Genomic DNA, 14,015 nt, shown 5'->3' with positions numbered 1-14,015 from the left:
ACTTCCCAGCCGTGACGTGATGGCCCGCAACGCGGACGAGCGGGTCTCCGGCCCGCAGGTCCGGCTCCCCCGCCGGGTCGTCGAGAGACCGTTGCGGCAGGTCGGCAAGCGGCTGTTGATGGCGCTCGGGGTGCTCGTCGTGACGGTCCTCATCGTCTACGCCGACCGCGGCGGCTACCACGACAACGCCGACGAGAAGCTCGACTTCCTCGACTGCGTCTACTACGCGACCGTGACGCTCTCCACCACCGGATACGGCGACATCGTCCCGTACAGCGACACGGCACGGCTCGCCAACATCCTGCTGGTCACGCCTCTGCGCGTGCTGTTCCTGATCATCCTGGTCGGCACCACCCTGGAGGTCCTCACCGAGCGGACCCGGGAGGAGTTCCGGCTGAACCGCTGGAGGTCCACCTTGCGCGACCACACCGTCATCGTCGGTTTCGGGACGAAGGGCCGGTCCGCGATCCAGACGCTCTGCGCGACCGGGCTCCGCAAGGACCAGATCGTCATCGTCGACCCCTCCACCAAGGTGATCGAGACGGCGAACGCGGACGGGTTCGTCGGCGTCATCGGCGATGCCACCCGCAGCGACGTGCTGCTCCGCGCCGAGGTGCAGCGGGCCCGGCAGATCGTCATCGCCACCCAGCGCGACGACACGGCGGTCCTCGTCACCCTGACGGCGCGCCAGCTCAACCGGGGCGCGAAGATCGTCGCCGCGGTCCGCGAGGAGGAGAACGCGCCGCTGCTGCGCCAGTCCGGCGCGGACGCGGTCATCACCAGCGCCAGCGCCGCCGGGCGCCTGCTCGGCCTGTCCGTGCTCAGCCCCAGCGCCGGCACGGTGATGGAGGACCTCATCCAGCAGGGTTCGGGCCTCGACCTCGTGGAACGGCCGGTGACCAAGAGCGAGGTCGGCAAGAGCGTCCGCGAGACCGCCGACCTGGTGGTGAGCGTGCTCCGCGGCCACCGGCTGCTCGGTTACGACGACCCCGCGGCCAGCCCGCTCCAGCTGACCGACCGCGTGATCACCATCGTGCGCGCCGCACCGGTGACCCCGCTCTCCACACCGCCGGAGGACTGAGCCCGCGCGGGAGTAGCCTCGCCGCCATGTATGCGATCACGATTCCGGAACCCGGCGGCCCCGAGGCGCTCGTCTGGGCCGAGGTGCCCGATCCCGTACCCGGCGAGGGCGAGGTCCTCGTCGAGGTGGTGGCGAGCGCGGTCAACCGCGCCGATCTGCTCCAGCGCCAGGGCTTCTACGACCCGCCGCCGGGCAGCTCCCCGTACCCCGGCCTGGAGTGCTCGGGCCGGATCGCCGCCCTCGGCCCCGGAGTGTCGGGCTGGGCCGTAGGCGACGAGGTGTGCGCGCTGCTCGCCGGCGGCGGCTACGCGGAGAAGGTCGTGGTCCCGGCCGGCCAGCTGCTGCCGGTCCCGGAGGGCGTCGACCTGGCCACGGCCGCCGCGCTGCCCGAGGTGGCGGCCACGGTCTGGTCGAACATCTTCATGATCGCGCACCTGCGGCCGGGCGAGACGCTGCTCGTGCACGGCGGGGCGAGCGGGATCGGCACGATGGCGATCCAGCTGGCGAAGGCGGTCGGCGCGAAGGTCGCGGTCACCGCCGGCGGTCCCGAGAAGCTGGCGCGCTGCGCCGAGCTGGGCGCGGACATCCTCATCGACTACCGCGAGCAGGACTTCGTCGAGGAGCTGGCGAAGGCGACGGACGGGGCGGGCGCGGACGTCATCCTGGACATCGTGGGCGCCAAGTACCTGGAGCGGAACGTGAAGGCGCTGGCCGTGAACGGCCGGCTGGTCGTCATCGGCCTCCAGGGCGGGGTGAAGGGCGAGCTGAACCTCGGGGCGCTGCTCGCGAAGCGCGCCGCCGTCATGGCGACCACGCTGCGGGCCCGCCCGGCGCAGGAGAAGGCGGCGATCGTCGCGGCCGTACGGGAGCACGTCTGGCCGCTGATCGGCGCGGGCACGGTCCGGCCGGTCGTCGACCGCACCCTGCCGCTGGCGGAGGCCGCCGAGGGGCACCGGGCCCTTGAGGACGGCCGCCACGTCGGCAAGGTCCTGCTGCTCGCCCCGGGCGCCTGACGGCCGCCGAGCGACCGCCGGCGCCCGGGCCCGCCCAGCGGCCGCCGGTACGCGCACCCGGCGCCCCCGGTACGCGCCGCCCGGCGTCCCTGGTATGCGCCGCCCGGCGTCCCTGGTATGCGCCGCCCGGCGTCCCTGGTACGCGCCGCTCGGCGTCCCTGGTACGCGCCGCTCGGCGTCCCCGGCGCCCGTCCCCGGCGCCCGCGCCCGGCACCCGCCCCCGGCACCGCCTGTACCGGCGCGTGGCCCCGCCAGGACCGGCAGCCCCGCCGTGCGGTGCCCGTGGCGCAGGGAAGGGCCCGGCACACCAGGTGTGCCGGGCCCTTCAGCGCACGAGCTGTGCGACCTACAGGTACGGTCCCGAGCGGACCGCGTGGCCGTGGCCGTGGTCGTCGTCATCGTCGTGGGAGGCGCCCGGAGGCAGGGCACGGCGCATCTGCTCCAGCTGGGCGCGGGCCGCCATCTGCTGGGCGAACAGCGCCGTCTGGATGCCGTGGAACAGGCCTTCGAGCCAGCCCACCAGCTGCGCCTGGGCGATGCGCAGCTCCGCCTCGGAGGGGATCGCCTCGTCCGTGAACGGCAGGGAGAGCCGCTCCAGTTCCTCGACGAGCTCGGGAGCGAGCCCGTCCTCCAGCTCCTTCACGGAGCTGGCGTGGATGTCCTTGAGCCTGACCCGGCTCGCCTCGTCCAGAGGGGCCGCCCGTACTTCCTCCAGAAGCTGCTTGATCATGCTGCCGATCCGCATGACCTTCGCAGGCTGCTCGACCATTTCCGTCACCGGGACCTCGCGGGGTTCGTCGTCGCCCTGAGTGCCGCCGAGCGCCATCCCGTCCTGTCCCACGATGAGGACCTGGGGGCTCTCCTGCGACCTGTCATTCCTCGGCATCTCCATGCCGCCATTCTCTCGTACACACGCGTCATCACAGGGTGTGCCCCTGTACGGGGGTGATCCACCCTCGTACAGGGGCACAGGACGGGAACGAAGACCGTCAGGTCGCCGCGCGCCGGGCCAGCGCGCCGCGCGAGCGGGTCACCAGGGCGGCGAGGAGCGCGGCGCCGAGCGGGACGGCGACGAGCAGTCCGGCCAGCGTCTCCCAGGGGACGACGATCGGCACGTGGGGCGGGGTGAGGTCGGCGCTCCAGCCCTCGGCGAGGTTCTGCTCGTAGTAGTGGAGCTGCTCGCGCTCCTCGGTGAGCCGGAGTCCGACGGCGGGCAGCAGTCCGGCGGCCGAGCCGAGGACCACACCCATCGCGGCGACGACTCCGCACTGGAATCCGCTGAGGGTGCGGCGGACCCGGGGCGGGGCGCCCACGGCCGCGAGCGTCTTCAGATCGGCCTCGGCGTCGGCCTGGGCGAGCCCGGTGGCGATGCCGGCGGCGCCGATGGTGACCAGGCCCGCGAAGACGGCGAGCGAGAGCAGGATGATGCCGTACTCGTTGACGAAGCCCTCCTCCAGGTGCATCTCGACGTTGCTGCCGAGCTTGGAGAGCTCGCTGTCGAGCTTCTGGCGCTGCTCGCCGTCCGGGAGCCGGTCGGTGGAGACGTACACGCCCATCGGCACCGTGGCGAGGCCGGCGGCCTTGGCGGTGGCCGGGGTCATGAGGACCTGGACGCCGTAGGACTTCCTGTCGCCGGGCACCTGGTAGGCGGGCAGGGCGCTGACCTTGCCCGGGGTGGGGCGGCCCTGCTCGGCGGCCTTGTCGGCGGCGGGGATGTCGGTGACCTGCTTGATCCCGACGGTGCCGTTCCTGTCGACCAGGGAGCGGTTGAAGGCGACGATCTTCCCGTCGGCGAGGGCCTTCACGGTCGCGGGGTCGTCGACGCCGAGGACCTGGAGCAGCTTGGCGTCACCGACGACCAGGCCGCCGTCGGAGACCCACATCCCGCTGCTCGGGGACTCCTCGCACCGCCAGTCCTCGGTGAGCATCTTCCGCCGCTGCTCGGGCGTGTACTTCGCGGCGGGGTCGCCGCCGCCCGGGACGGTCGCGTACAGCGGGCACTCGTTCGCCGGCGGGACCAGGACCTCGTAGCGGCCGCATCCCGGGTCGCCGCCCCAGGGCGGGCAGCCGGGCTTGCCGACCGAGACGCGGCCGACGTCGGCGCGGACGTCGACGGGGAAGTTGCGCTGGATGGCCTCGCGGACGGCGGGGACGTCCCGGCCGCCCTCCTCCTGGACGAAGGCCGCGGCGACGCCGTACGGCAGGGTGGCCTCGTACTCGGCCCTGTGCTGGGCCTCGCGGCTGGCCATGTACGTGGAGACGGCGACCGTGCCCGCGACGGCGGCGAGGACGGCGGCGACGGCGGGCGCCGTACGGCCCCGGTTGCGGACGGCGTCCCGCAGCGCCAGGCGCGGGGAGAGCGGCAGCCAGCGGCCGGTGCGCCCGAACAGGCCCACCAGGGCCGGGGTCATGGCGACGACGCCCAGCTCGGCGAGGGCGGAGCCGACGGCCACGAGGGCGACCTGCTCGGAGACCATCGAGCCGAAGAGGGCGACCGCGCCGCCGATGAGGAGGGCGACCAGGCCGATCAGGGGCAGCACCCGGCTGCCGCGGCGGACCCCGCGCCGACCGGTGAGCGAGGCGAGGACGGTCTGCCGGGAGGCGGTGAAGGCCGGGACGATCGCGGCGAGCAGGCCGGTCAGGACCGCGAGCAGCGCGATGCCGAGGAGTTCGAGGGGCCGGATGTCGAAGGCCCCGAACCGCTGGCCCATGGCCTCTTCGAGGACCGGCTGGAGCACCAGGGTGAGGATCAGCGCGAGGACGGTGCCGGTGACGGCGGCCGCGACGCCGATGACGAGACCGCCGCTCAGCACGATGGCCCGGATGTGGCTGCGGGCACCGCCGTTGGCCCCGACCAGACCGAGCTGGCGGCGCGAGCGGCGGGCGCCGACCGCGAACGCGGGTCCGGCGAGGAGGCAGATCTCCAGGATCGCCAGGCCGACGACGGTGGCGAGGGAGGCGAGCGCGGCGGCGTCGGCCGCCGGGCTGGACTCGTAGTCGCCGAAGCTCTTCTTCTGGTAGAGCGGGACCTCGGACTTGGCCGGCGGGTCGAGGAGCGCCGCGCGCGAGACGACGGTGACGCCCTTGGCGTTGATCTCCTTGACGGTGTTCCACGTGAAACCACCGGACTTGCGCACCAGATACGAGACGGAGGCCTCGGGCGCGGGCACACCGGCCTTCTCGACCGCCTTGCCGTACGGGGCGAGGAAGGCCCCGGGCAGCGCGTTGACCTGGTCGGTGTTGAGCGTGTCGGGAAGTTCGTAGGAGCCGACGATCCGGTACGGGCGGTCGAAGTTGCGGGCGGAAAGGGTCGAGCCGATCGACAGCCCGCTGCTCTCCAGGAAGTGCGAGGTCGCCATGACCTCGTCCGCCTTCTCCGGGTAACGCCCCTCCAGGAGCGGCATGATGCCGCGGGCGATCGGGTCGGAGGCCTTGAGCTCGCGCACCTCGGCCTGGAGCAGACCGTGGGCCGTCGTCAGCTTGGCCGAACCCTGGGTGTCCGTGAGGACGGTGGAGCCCGCGGGGATGGTCCTGGTGACATCGGTGGAGCCGCTGGGCCAGGGCTCGTCCTCGTAGTCCTTGACCGGCGTGCTCGTCTCGCCGGCCGGGTCCTGGAAGATCGGGACGCCGCCGAGGGCGGCGTCCTTGAAGCGGGCGTCGGCCGCGCCGAGCGACCGCTCCACCTTCTCGGCGGGGGAGAGTTCGGAGCTGCGGTAGGTCAGGTCGAGGCCGCTGACGCCCAGGATGGGCAGCGCGATCATCGCGAGGACGAGGGCGCTGCGGCCCTTGGAACGCCAGGCGTCGCGGCGGGCTATGCGGATCGCGGCCCGCCAGGAGTGGAACCAGGTCTTCACGCTTCGGCCACCCGACCCGAGAGGAGCGAGTCGGCCTCGCTGCGTACGGTCTGGTCGACGATGGCGCCGTCCCGCAGGAACACGACCCGGTCGGCCCAGGCGGCGAAGCGCGGCTCGTGGGTGACGAGGACGCCGGCGGCGCCCGCGTCGCAGCGGGAGCGGAGCAGGGCGAGCACGGACTCGCCGGTCTCGGAGTCGAGGGCGCCGGTCGGCTCGTCGGCGAGGACGAGGCGGCGGTCGCCGACGAGGGCGCGGGCGACGGCCACGCGCTGCTGCTGGCCGCCGGACATCTCGTCGGGGAAGCGGTCGGCGAGGTGGCCGAGCCCCATCTCCTCCAGCGAGGCGAGGGCCTCGACGCGCGCCTTGCGGGCGGAGATCCCGTCCAGTTCGCGGGGCAGGGCGACGTTCTCGGCGGCGGTCAGGGCCGGGATGAGGTTGTAGTCCTGGAAGACGTACCCGATGCTGCGGCGGCGCAGGGCAGCGAGCTGCTTGGCGTTCGCGGCGGTGATGTCGGTGTTCTCGACGATCACCCGGCCCGAGCTGGGGGTGTCCAGGCCGCCCGCGATGGTGAGCAGCGTGGACTTGCCGGAGCCCGACGGGCCCATGACGGCGACGAGTTCGCCGGGGTACACGGCGAGGTCGATGCCGCGCAGGGCATGCACCTCGGTGGCGCCCGCGCCGTGGACGCGGGTCAGGTTCTGGAGTTGCAGCACGGGCTGCTGTGTCGGTGTGGACATGGAGGGTCCCCCCGTTGGCCGTACGCGGCGGTCGTGCCGGGTACGGGAGCGTGCGGTGGAAGGTGGTGCGGCGGCGGTACGGGTGGGGCGCGCGCGTGCGGTCAGCGCGCCCCGGGCGTACCGGTGGCCGGCGTGCCCTGCGAGGCCGGAACCCCGGGGCCGATGGGATCGGCGGGGCCGGTCGAGGTCCCCGGCACGGTCGGGATGGTCGAGGTCCCCGCACCGGTCGTGCCCGTCCCGGCCGTCGGCGCCGTCGCCGACAGGCGGATCAGCCGGGACTCGCAGTGGTCCAGCCAGCGGGCCTCCGCCTCGGTCTGGAAGATCAGCTGCTCCAGGACGAGCAGCCAGGCCACGTCGTCCCGCTCCCGGGCCTCGCCGCTCTCGACGGCGAGCAGGGCCTGCGCCTTGAGCCGGGTGTAGTCCTGCATCGCCTTCACGGTGTGCCGGCGCTGGGACTGGATGACGGCGCGGATGTCGACGCCGGGGGCGCCCACGGCCATGGCGAGCTTGATGGCCAGCTCGTCGCGGGCGGGGCTGGTGCGGTCCACCGGCTTCTCGAACCAGGTCCTGAGCTCGGCGCGGCCGCTGTCGGTGATCGCGTAGAGCGTGTGCCCGGCCGCGTCCTCGCCGCCCTGGGTGACCATGCCGTCGCGTTCCAGCCGGTTCAGGGTCGTGTAGACCTGGCCGACGTTGAGCGGCCAGGTGGAGCCGGTGCGGGACTCGAACTCCGTACGGAGCTGGGAGCCGTAGCGAGGGCCGCGTTCGAGGAGGGCGAGGAGCCCGTGGCGGATGGACATACTCAGTATGTATACCGGGTATGTCGACGCCGACAACCGTCCTGAGAGGGAAGCGCCAGGTCCGACTCAAGGGGGACCCGGCCGGTCCCGGCGGGGTCAGCGGCGGCGCATCCGGAGCCCGAGGAAGCCGATGCCGAGCCCCATCAGGGACAGCCCCACGCCCAGGGTGAGGACGGGAATCCGCTGGTCGGCGAGGGTGGGCGCGGCCTCGGCCGACAGCCCGGGCGCCGCGGCGGGCAGGCTGGCGGGCGCCGCCTCGGGCGGCACCGGGTCCTCCTCGCGTACCGCTTCGCCCGTCTCCTCGGCGGTCGCGCGCCCGCGCGGCGTTGTAGCGGTTTCGGTACGAGCGGGGCCGGTCGACGGCGTCGCGGCGCTCGCCGAAGCGGTGGCGGACTCGGTACGGCCGGGGCGCGGCCGCCCCTCCCCTGCCGGCCGGCCCGCGAGGGAGGCGGAGCCGCTCGGCGCGGGGGCGTCGGAGGGTTCGGCGCTCGGCGTGGCCGTGGAGGACGGCACCCCGGTGCCGGTGGGGGCGTGCGCGGGGGTGGCGTGCGCGTGGGTGCCCTGCGGGACAGGGGACGCGGAGGCGGAGGGGGAGCCCGGCGACGCGCTCGACGAGGGCGCGACGGAGGTCGTACTCGCGGCGGGCGTCGGGGCGGTGCTGGTCACCGAGGTACCGGGGGCCTCGGCCGCGCCTCCGTGGGCCGCACTTCCGTGGGCCGCGCCTCCGTGGCCGGCGCCTCCGTGGCCGGCGCCCCCGGCGACTGCGCCCCTGACGGTCGCGCCCCCGGAGCCGACCCCGCCCCCGACAGGCATGCCTCCGGCAGCCGCGCCTCCGAGGACAGGGCCTCCGGCAGCCGCGCCTCCGAGGACAGGGCCTCCGGCAGCCGCGCCTCCGAGGACAGGGCCTCCGGCAGCCGCGCCTCCGAGGACAGGGCCCCCGGCAGCCGCGCCTCCGAGGACAGGGCCCCCGGCAGCCGTGCCCCCGAGGACGGGACCCCCGGCAGCCGCGCCTCCGAGGACAGGGCCCCCGACAGCCGCGCCCCCGGAGCCGACCGTGCCGCCGGACGACGCCGCCGCGTACCCGATCGGGCCCGCGTACAAGGCGCAAGCGCAGGTGAGTGTGCAGGTGAGCGCGGGGCGGAGGGTCCGTGCGCGTGTCCTGCGGAGTGCTGGAGTCACCGGGTGACCCCCTCCCGTACCGAGCTGCCGAGCTGCCGAGATGTCCGACTCAGCGTCACATGTCGGAACAGTTCCGGCATCCGGGACGGGGCAGGGGGCGTACGCCGGTGTGCGGGGCTACTGCGGCGGGTTGCCCGTCGAGATCTTGAGGGTGAACTCGGCGTCCTTGTCCGTGATGTCCTCACCGGCCGGCGGGTACTGCTCCAGGACCGTGCCCTCGCCGTACGTGGCCTCGTCCACCGGGGTCTCGGTCATGATCTTCCACCCGGCCGCCTGGACACACGCCTTCACGGACTGGATGTTCTTGTAGGTGAAGTTGGGAACCTCGAACTTCGCGGGGTCGTCGCTCGACTCCGAAGGCTGCGTGCACTTCTTCGTGTCGATCGTCTTGGTGAGGTCGGGGCCCTTGTGCCCGGGCGCCGCCGTCTCGCTCTGCTGCGTGTCCGAGCCGCCGTTGCCGCCCGCCTGCGGGTCCGTGTCGTCCCCGTTCAGGTTGTACGCGAGGAGCAGGCCGCCGATCGCGAGCACCGCGGCGGCGATCGCGCCGACGACGATCCGGGTGCTCCGCCCGGAGCCGCCCCCGGCGGGGACGGGAGCGGGCGCGGGCGCGGGGACGGGCGCCGGCATGGGCATCGGCGTCGGGGCGTACGGCGAGGGGGCCGGGGTCTGGTAGGCGGGCGCGGGCGCCTGCTGCGGGTAGCCGTACGAGGGGCCGGGCGCGGGGGTCGCCGGGCCGTACGGACCGGGCTGGGGGGTCGGCGGCAGGTACGGCTGCTGCACCCCGTGCGTGGCCGGCGGCGGGGTCTGGCCGACGGGCGGGAAGACCGCCGAGCCGACGCCCGCGCCGCTGCTGACCGGACCGCCCTGGACGATCACCGGCGCACCGGTCTGGCCGGCCGAGAGCACCCGCAGGCACTCGTCGCGCATCGCCGCCGCGCTGGGGAACCGCTCGTTCGGGTTCTTCCGCAGGGCGCGGGCGACGAGGGCGTCCATCGCCGGGGTCACCGAGCGGTTGACGGAGGACGGGGCGACCGGCTCCTCCTGCACGTGCGCGTAGGCGATGGCGAGCGGGGAGTCGGCGTCGAAGGGCAGACGGCCCGTCAGCAGCTGGAAGAGCATGATGCCGACCGAGTAGAGGTCGGAGCGGGCGTCCACCGCGCGGCCGAGGGCCTGCTCGGGGGAGAGGTACTGAGGGGTGCCGACGACCATGCCGGTCTGCGTCATGGAGGTGACGCCGGACTGCATGGCCCGCGCGATGCCGAAGTCCATGACCTTGACCACGCCGCGCTTGGTCGTCATCACGTTGCCCGGCTTGATGTCGCGGTGGACCAGGCCCATCTCGTGGCTGACCTCCAGGGCGGCCAGCACGTCGGCCGTGACCTTGAGCGCCTTGTCGGCGGGCATCGCGCCGTACTGCTGGACGTCGGCGGCGAGGACCGAGCCGAGCGGCTGCCCCTCCACGTACTCCATGACGATGTACGGCATGACGGCGCCGTCGAGGGTGTCCTCTCCGGTGTCGAAGACCGAGACGATGTTCGTGTGCGACAGCTTCGCGACGGCCTGCGCCTCGCGCCGGAACCGCTCGCGGAAGGACTGTTCCCGGCCGAGCTCCGTGTGCAGCGTCTTGATGGCGACCTGCCGGTCGAGCGCGCTGTCGTAGGCCAGGTACACCGACGCCATGCCGCCCTCGCCGAGCAGGTCACGCAGCTGGTACCGGCCGTTCGCGACCGAACCGCCCGCATAGCGGCCCTGTGCGCCGTCCTGGCTCATCTGTGCTTCCCCCTACGCGCGCGTGGCGGCGTCGATCCGGAATTTCCTGGCGCAAGTCTGCCGTAGGGCAGTGACACGTCAAGCCGGGCACCGGTTCGGTACCCGTTCCGTGACCCTCCGCACAGGAAGCTTCCCCGAACCGTTTCCGCACGGCCGGATGAAACCCGTCGAATTTGCACAGGTGTACGTCGAGGGGGTTGGATGGCCGGTCCATCTCGGACCGTGGTGTCCCACGAAGCCTGTAGCGTGACGACTGGACACGGCACGACAGACGACGGCGAGGAACGATGGCACCCGAATCCGGAGCAGGTAACGGTGTGCCGGACGCGTCGGCGGAATCCTGGGGCGAGGGAGGTGTCGTCGGCGACGGCCGCTACCGCCTGACGCACCGTCTGGGCCGGGGCGGCATGGCGGAGGTCTTCGCCGCCGAGGACGTACGGCTCGGCCGCACCGTGGCCGTGAAGCTGCTGCGCGCCGATCTCGCCGAGGACCCGGTCTCCAAGGCCCGCTTCACCCGCGAGGCACAGTCCGTCGCCGGGCTCAACCACCACGCCATCGTCGCCGTGTACGACTCCGGCGAGGACCTCGTGGGCGGCCGGCCCGTCCCGTACATCGTGATGGAGCTCGTCGAGGGCCGCACCATCCGCGACCTGCTGCTCAGCGCCGAGGCGCCGGGTCCCGAGCAGGCGCTCATCATCGTCTCCGGGGTCCTGGAGGCGCTGGCCTACTCGCACCAGCACGGCATCGTGCACCGCGACATCAAGCCGGCGAACGTGATCATCACCAACAGCGGTGCGGTGAAGGTCATGGACTTCGGCATCGCGCGCGCCCTGCACGGCGCGCAGTCGACGATGACCCAGACCGGCATGGTCATGGGCACCCCGCAGTACCTCTCCCCCGAGCAGGCCCTCGGCAAGGCGGTCGACCACCGCTCCGACCTGTACGCGACGGGCTGCCTGCTCTACGAACTCCTCGCGTTGCGTCCCCCGTTCACCGGCGAGACCCCGCTCTCCGTCGTGTACCAGCACGTCCAGGACGCGCCCGTCCCGCCGTCCGACGTGACGGGATCGGTGCCGCCGGAGCTCGACGGCCTGGTGATGCGCTCGCTCGCGAAGGACCCGGACGACCGGTTCCAGAGCGCTGAGGAGATGCGCGGGCTCATCCAGTACGCCCTGTCGATGCTCCAGCAGCAGGGCGGCTACACCGGCACGTGGAGCACCGGGCCGGTCGAGATGTACGACGGCGGGCACACCCAGGGCGGCGGCATGGCCGCGACGACCGCGATGGGCCACCCCATGCACGGCGAGACCGCGCAGGGCCCGATCCTCCCGCCGAGGAACCCGGACGACGGCGGCGTCGGCGGGTACGGCGGCTACGACAGCGGCACGGGCGGCTACGGCCAGGACGGGTACGGCGCGCAGAACGGCGGCCGCGGCAACCGGGCCAAGATGTGGCTGTTCGCCGCGCTCGCGCTGATCGCGATCGTCGCCGGCGTCGCGTACGCGATCGACAAGTCGGGCGGCTCGGGCGAGGGCGGCGGGGTGCAGCCGACGAAGACCGTCACCGACTCGCCGTCGACCGCCTCCGAGGAGCCCACCGCCACGGACGAGCCCACCCACGACCAGACCGAGGACCCGGGCACCTCGACCGACGGCGGCTCGACCCAGCAGCCGTGGAACCCGCCGACGACGCAGGAGCCGACCCGGTCCACGGGCGAGCCGACGACCGCGCCCCCGACGCAGCCGACGACCGCCCCGCCGACGCAGTCCACGGGCGAGCCGACGGAGCCGACGGACCAGCCGACGACGGACCAGCCGACGCAGCCGACGGACCAGCCGACCGACGACTCCTCCGGCGGCAACGGCAACCCGGACACCCCGCCGACGGGCGCGGGCGCGGTCACCGGCTGACCACGGCGCGGCGGACCGGGCGGGACGGTCAACCGGCGAAGGCGTCGCGGACCGCCGCGTACTCCCGCGTCCACCAGACCGCCAGGGCCGACACCGCGGGGAACTGCGGGTCGGCCCTCCGGTCGTGCAGCTGGTAGCGCCAGCGCAGCGTCCAGAAGTCGTTGAGCCGCTCCCACCACACCCGGTGCGCCGCCGCCGCCAGCTCGGCGCCGTCCGCGCCCGTCGCCCTCCGGTACGCGCGCGCGTAGGGCCGCACCTTCTCCAGGGCGAGCTGCCCCTCCGGCCGTACGAAGAAGATGGCGGCGGCCCTGACCGCCTCCTCGGCCCTGGGGCGGACCCCCAGCCGGTCCCAGTCGACGATCGCGGCGGGCTCCGCGCCCCGGTAGAGCAGGTTCAGCGGGTGGAAGTCGCCGTGCACCCAGCCGGCCGCGGAGGCGGGCGGCGGACGGTGGTGGGCGTGCTGGGCGAGCAGCCTGCGGCGCTCCCTGAGCCGGTGCTCGGCGAGCGCGTCGAAGTTGTCGCGGGGGCGGTGCGCGCGGGCGAGGCGGAGCAGTTCGTCGATGGCCCGGAAGGTGTCCTCGGGGTGGGCGCTCTCGTGGTCGCCGCCCGGCGGCGGGGACTCCATGACCTGCTCCAGACAGGTGTGGACGCGGCCGAGGAGGGTGCCGAGGCGGCGTGAGCAGCCGGTGGAGAGCTGGGCGCCGTGGCGGTGGCGGCCGTCGACCCAGGGGTGCAGGGCGTAGCAGTGGCCTCCGACGAGCGCGACCGTGCGGCCCCGGCTGTCGGGGAGCGGCGGGGCCACGGGCAGTCCGAGGGCGGCCAGGCGCTGGGTGGCGCGGTGCTGGCGGGTGATGGTGGCCCGGTCGGAGGTGGGGGCGTCCAGGTGCTGTTTGAGGAAGTAGGCGCCGCGTGTGGTGGAGAGCCGGTAGCCGCGGTTGAGCAGGCCCTCGGTGACGGGGACGCAGGAGAGGGGCTCGCCGACGTCCGTGTAGCGGCGCAGGAGGGGGCGGAGGGGCGGAGCGGGGGGTACAGATGAGCGCGGCACTCCGCAGATGTTAGATCACGCTGCGTGGTGGAGGTGTCGCTCTTCGGAACGCTCTTCGGAATGCTCTTCGGGACGCTTTTCGGAATGCCCCGTGGAACCGGCTTCCGGCCGGCCGCTGTAGTCGAGCTCGTGGACCGTCACGAACTGCGGTTCGATCCGCAGGAACACCGGGGTGAAGGGCTCGCCGTCCACCCGGACGGGCTCGGGGCCGAAGGCGGCCAGCTCCTCCGTCGTCGGCTCGACGATCTCGGCGGTGCCGGTGAACTGCACGGACCAGATCCGCTCGGTGCCGGAGCCGAAGTTGTCCGCGCCGTACGCGACGACGCTGCCGTTGCACGCGCGGTGGTAGCCCAGGCCGCGGTGCATCCGGAGCAGGACGCGGCCGTCGGCCACGACGTGGCGGGCGGGGGCGACGAACGGCATCGCCCGCATGCTCGTCGCCACCCGGCCGTACGACACGCGGCCGAGCAGCTCGATGGCGCGGATCTCGTCGGCGGACACGGTCTCGTCGGCGGACAGGGCCTCGTCGGTGGACATGACGTCCACTCTCCGCCACCGGCACCGTGCCGGAAAAGGGGCCCCTGCCCCGGTTCGACGGGGCCTTAGGTCCCGAAAACGGCTCATCGGCC

Annotated in this window: 11 protein-coding genes; 3 read left to right on the top strand and 8 right to left on the bottom strand. The window is 73.7% G+C overall.

What is annotated here, in order from left to right; all coding sequences use genetic code 11:
* The first annotated feature begins 19 nt into the window (after positions 1–19).
* Both ACH4TP_RS18770 and ACH4TP_RS18765 read left to right on the top strand, forming a co-directional pair.
* The gene (locus ACH4TP_RS18770; protein ID WP_389223217.1) at positions 20–1,081 is read left to right on the top strand and encodes a potassium channel family protein; all 1,062 of its coding nucleotides are present in this window, start codon (positions 20–22) and stop codon (positions 1,079–1,081) included.
* 26 nt (positions 1,082–1,107) lie between these two features.
* Positions 1,108–2,094: an NAD(P)H-quinone oxidoreductase gene (locus ACH4TP_RS18765; RefSeq protein WP_389222679.1), complete on the top strand. Its 987-nt coding sequence runs from the start codon at positions 1,108–1,110 to the stop codon at positions 2,092–2,094.
* 346 nt (positions 2,095–2,440) lie between these two features.
* On the opposite strand, the gene ACH4TP_RS18760 is transcribed toward ACH4TP_RS18765, so the two are convergent.
* The 6 genes from ACH4TP_RS18760 to ACH4TP_RS18735 form a co-directional block, all read right to left on the bottom strand.
* Complete coding sequence (locus tag ACH4TP_RS18760; protein WP_123453478.1) at positions 2,441–2,986, bottom strand: bacterial proteasome activator family protein; 546 nt, start codon at positions 2,984–2,986, stop codon at positions 2,441–2,443.
* 97 nt (positions 2,987–3,083) lie between these two features.
* Positions 3,084–5,948: an FtsX-like permease family protein gene (locus ACH4TP_RS18755; RefSeq protein ID WP_398438572.1), complete on the bottom strand. Its 2,865-nt coding sequence runs from the start codon at positions 5,946–5,948 to the stop codon at positions 3,084–3,086.
* Positions 5,945–6,685, bottom strand: coding sequence for an ABC transporter ATP-binding protein (locus tag ACH4TP_RS18750; RefSeq protein ID WP_389222685.1), 741 nt, complete (start codon positions 6,683–6,685; stop codon positions 5,945–5,947). Before ACH4TP_RS18750 ends, ACH4TP_RS18755 begins: the two co-directional genes overlap by 4 nt.
* Before the next feature lie 101 nt (positions 6,686–6,786).
* Positions 6,787–7,482: a PadR family transcriptional regulator gene (locus tag ACH4TP_RS18745; RefSeq protein ID WP_398438571.1), complete on the bottom strand. Its 696-nt coding sequence runs from the start codon at positions 7,480–7,482 to the stop codon at positions 6,787–6,789.
* 96 nt (positions 7,483–7,578) lie between these two features.
* A complete protein-coding gene (locus tag ACH4TP_RS18740) occupies positions 7,579–8,148 on the bottom strand; it encodes a hypothetical protein (RefSeq protein WP_389222689.1) in 570 nt (189 codons plus the stop codon).
* A gap of 630 nt (positions 8,149–8,778) precedes the next feature.
* Positions 8,779–10,431, bottom strand: a complete 1,653-nt coding sequence (locus ACH4TP_RS18735; protein WP_398181181.1) for a protein kinase — start codon at positions 10,429–10,431, stop codon at positions 8,779–8,781.
* A 287-nt stretch (positions 10,432–10,718) separates the two neighbouring features.
* Here ACH4TP_RS18735 and ACH4TP_RS18730 point away from each other — a divergent pair, with 287 nt between their 5' ends.
* The gene (locus ACH4TP_RS18730) at positions 10,719–12,341 is read left to right on the top strand and encodes a protein kinase (protein WP_389222693.1); all 1,623 of its coding nucleotides are present in this window, start codon (positions 10,719–10,721) and stop codon (positions 12,339–12,341) included.
* Positions 12,342–12,369: 28 nt separating this feature from the next.
* On the opposite strand, the gene ACH4TP_RS18725 is transcribed toward ACH4TP_RS18730, so the two are convergent.
* Positions 12,370–13,386 carry a phosphotransferase gene (locus tag ACH4TP_RS18725; protein ID WP_398181187.1) on the bottom strand — a complete coding sequence of 339 codons (1,017 nt, stop codon included), beginning with the start codon at positions 13,384–13,386 and terminating at the stop codon, positions 12,370–12,372.
* A gap of 15 nt (positions 13,387–13,401) precedes the next feature.
* Positions 13,402–13,923 carry a pyridoxamine 5'-phosphate oxidase family protein gene (locus ACH4TP_RS18720; protein ID WP_398438570.1) on the bottom strand — a complete coding sequence of 174 codons (522 nt, stop codon included), beginning with the start codon at positions 13,921–13,923 and terminating at the stop codon, positions 13,402–13,404.
* Between the last annotated feature and the right edge of the window lie 92 nt (positions 13,924–14,015).

The organism is Streptomyces sp. NPDC021012 (assembly GCF_044333355.1).
Taxonomy (GTDB): domain Bacteria; phylum Actinomycetota; class Actinomycetes; order Streptomycetales; family Streptomycetaceae; genus Streptomyces.
This window is presented reverse-complemented; position numbering and strand designations above follow the sequence as displayed.

Coding starts and splice junctions, on each gene's coding strand:
- ACH4TP_RS18730 (WP_389222693.1), top strand. CDS start 10,719: ATGGCACCCGAATCCGGAGCAGGTAACGGTGTGCCGGACGCGTCGGCG.
- ACH4TP_RS18750 (WP_389222685.1), bottom strand. CDS start 6,685: ATGTCCACACCGACACAGCAGCCCGTGCTGCAACTCCAGAACCTGACC.
- ACH4TP_RS18765 (WP_389222679.1), top strand. CDS start 1,108: ATGTATGCGATCACGATTCCGGAACCCGGCGGCCCCGAGGCGCTCGTC.
- ACH4TP_RS18760 (WP_123453478.1), bottom strand. CDS start 2,986: ATGGAGATGCCGAGGAATGACAGGTCGCAGGAGAGCCCCCAGGTCCTC.
- ACH4TP_RS18735 (WP_398181181.1), bottom strand. CDS start 10,431: ATGAGCCAGGACGGCGCACAGGGCCGCTATGCGGGCGGTTCGGTCGCG.
- ACH4TP_RS18745 (WP_398438571.1), bottom strand. CDS start 7,482: ATGTCCATCCGCCACGGGCTCCTCGCCCTCCTCGAACGCGGCCCTCGC.
- ACH4TP_RS18770 (WP_389223217.1), top strand. CDS start 20: ATGGCCCGCAACGCGGACGAGCGGGTCTCCGGCCCGCAGGTCCGGCTC.
- ACH4TP_RS18720 (WP_398438570.1), bottom strand. CDS start 13,923: ATGTCCACCGACGAGGCCCTGTCCGCCGACGAGACCGTGTCCGCCGAC.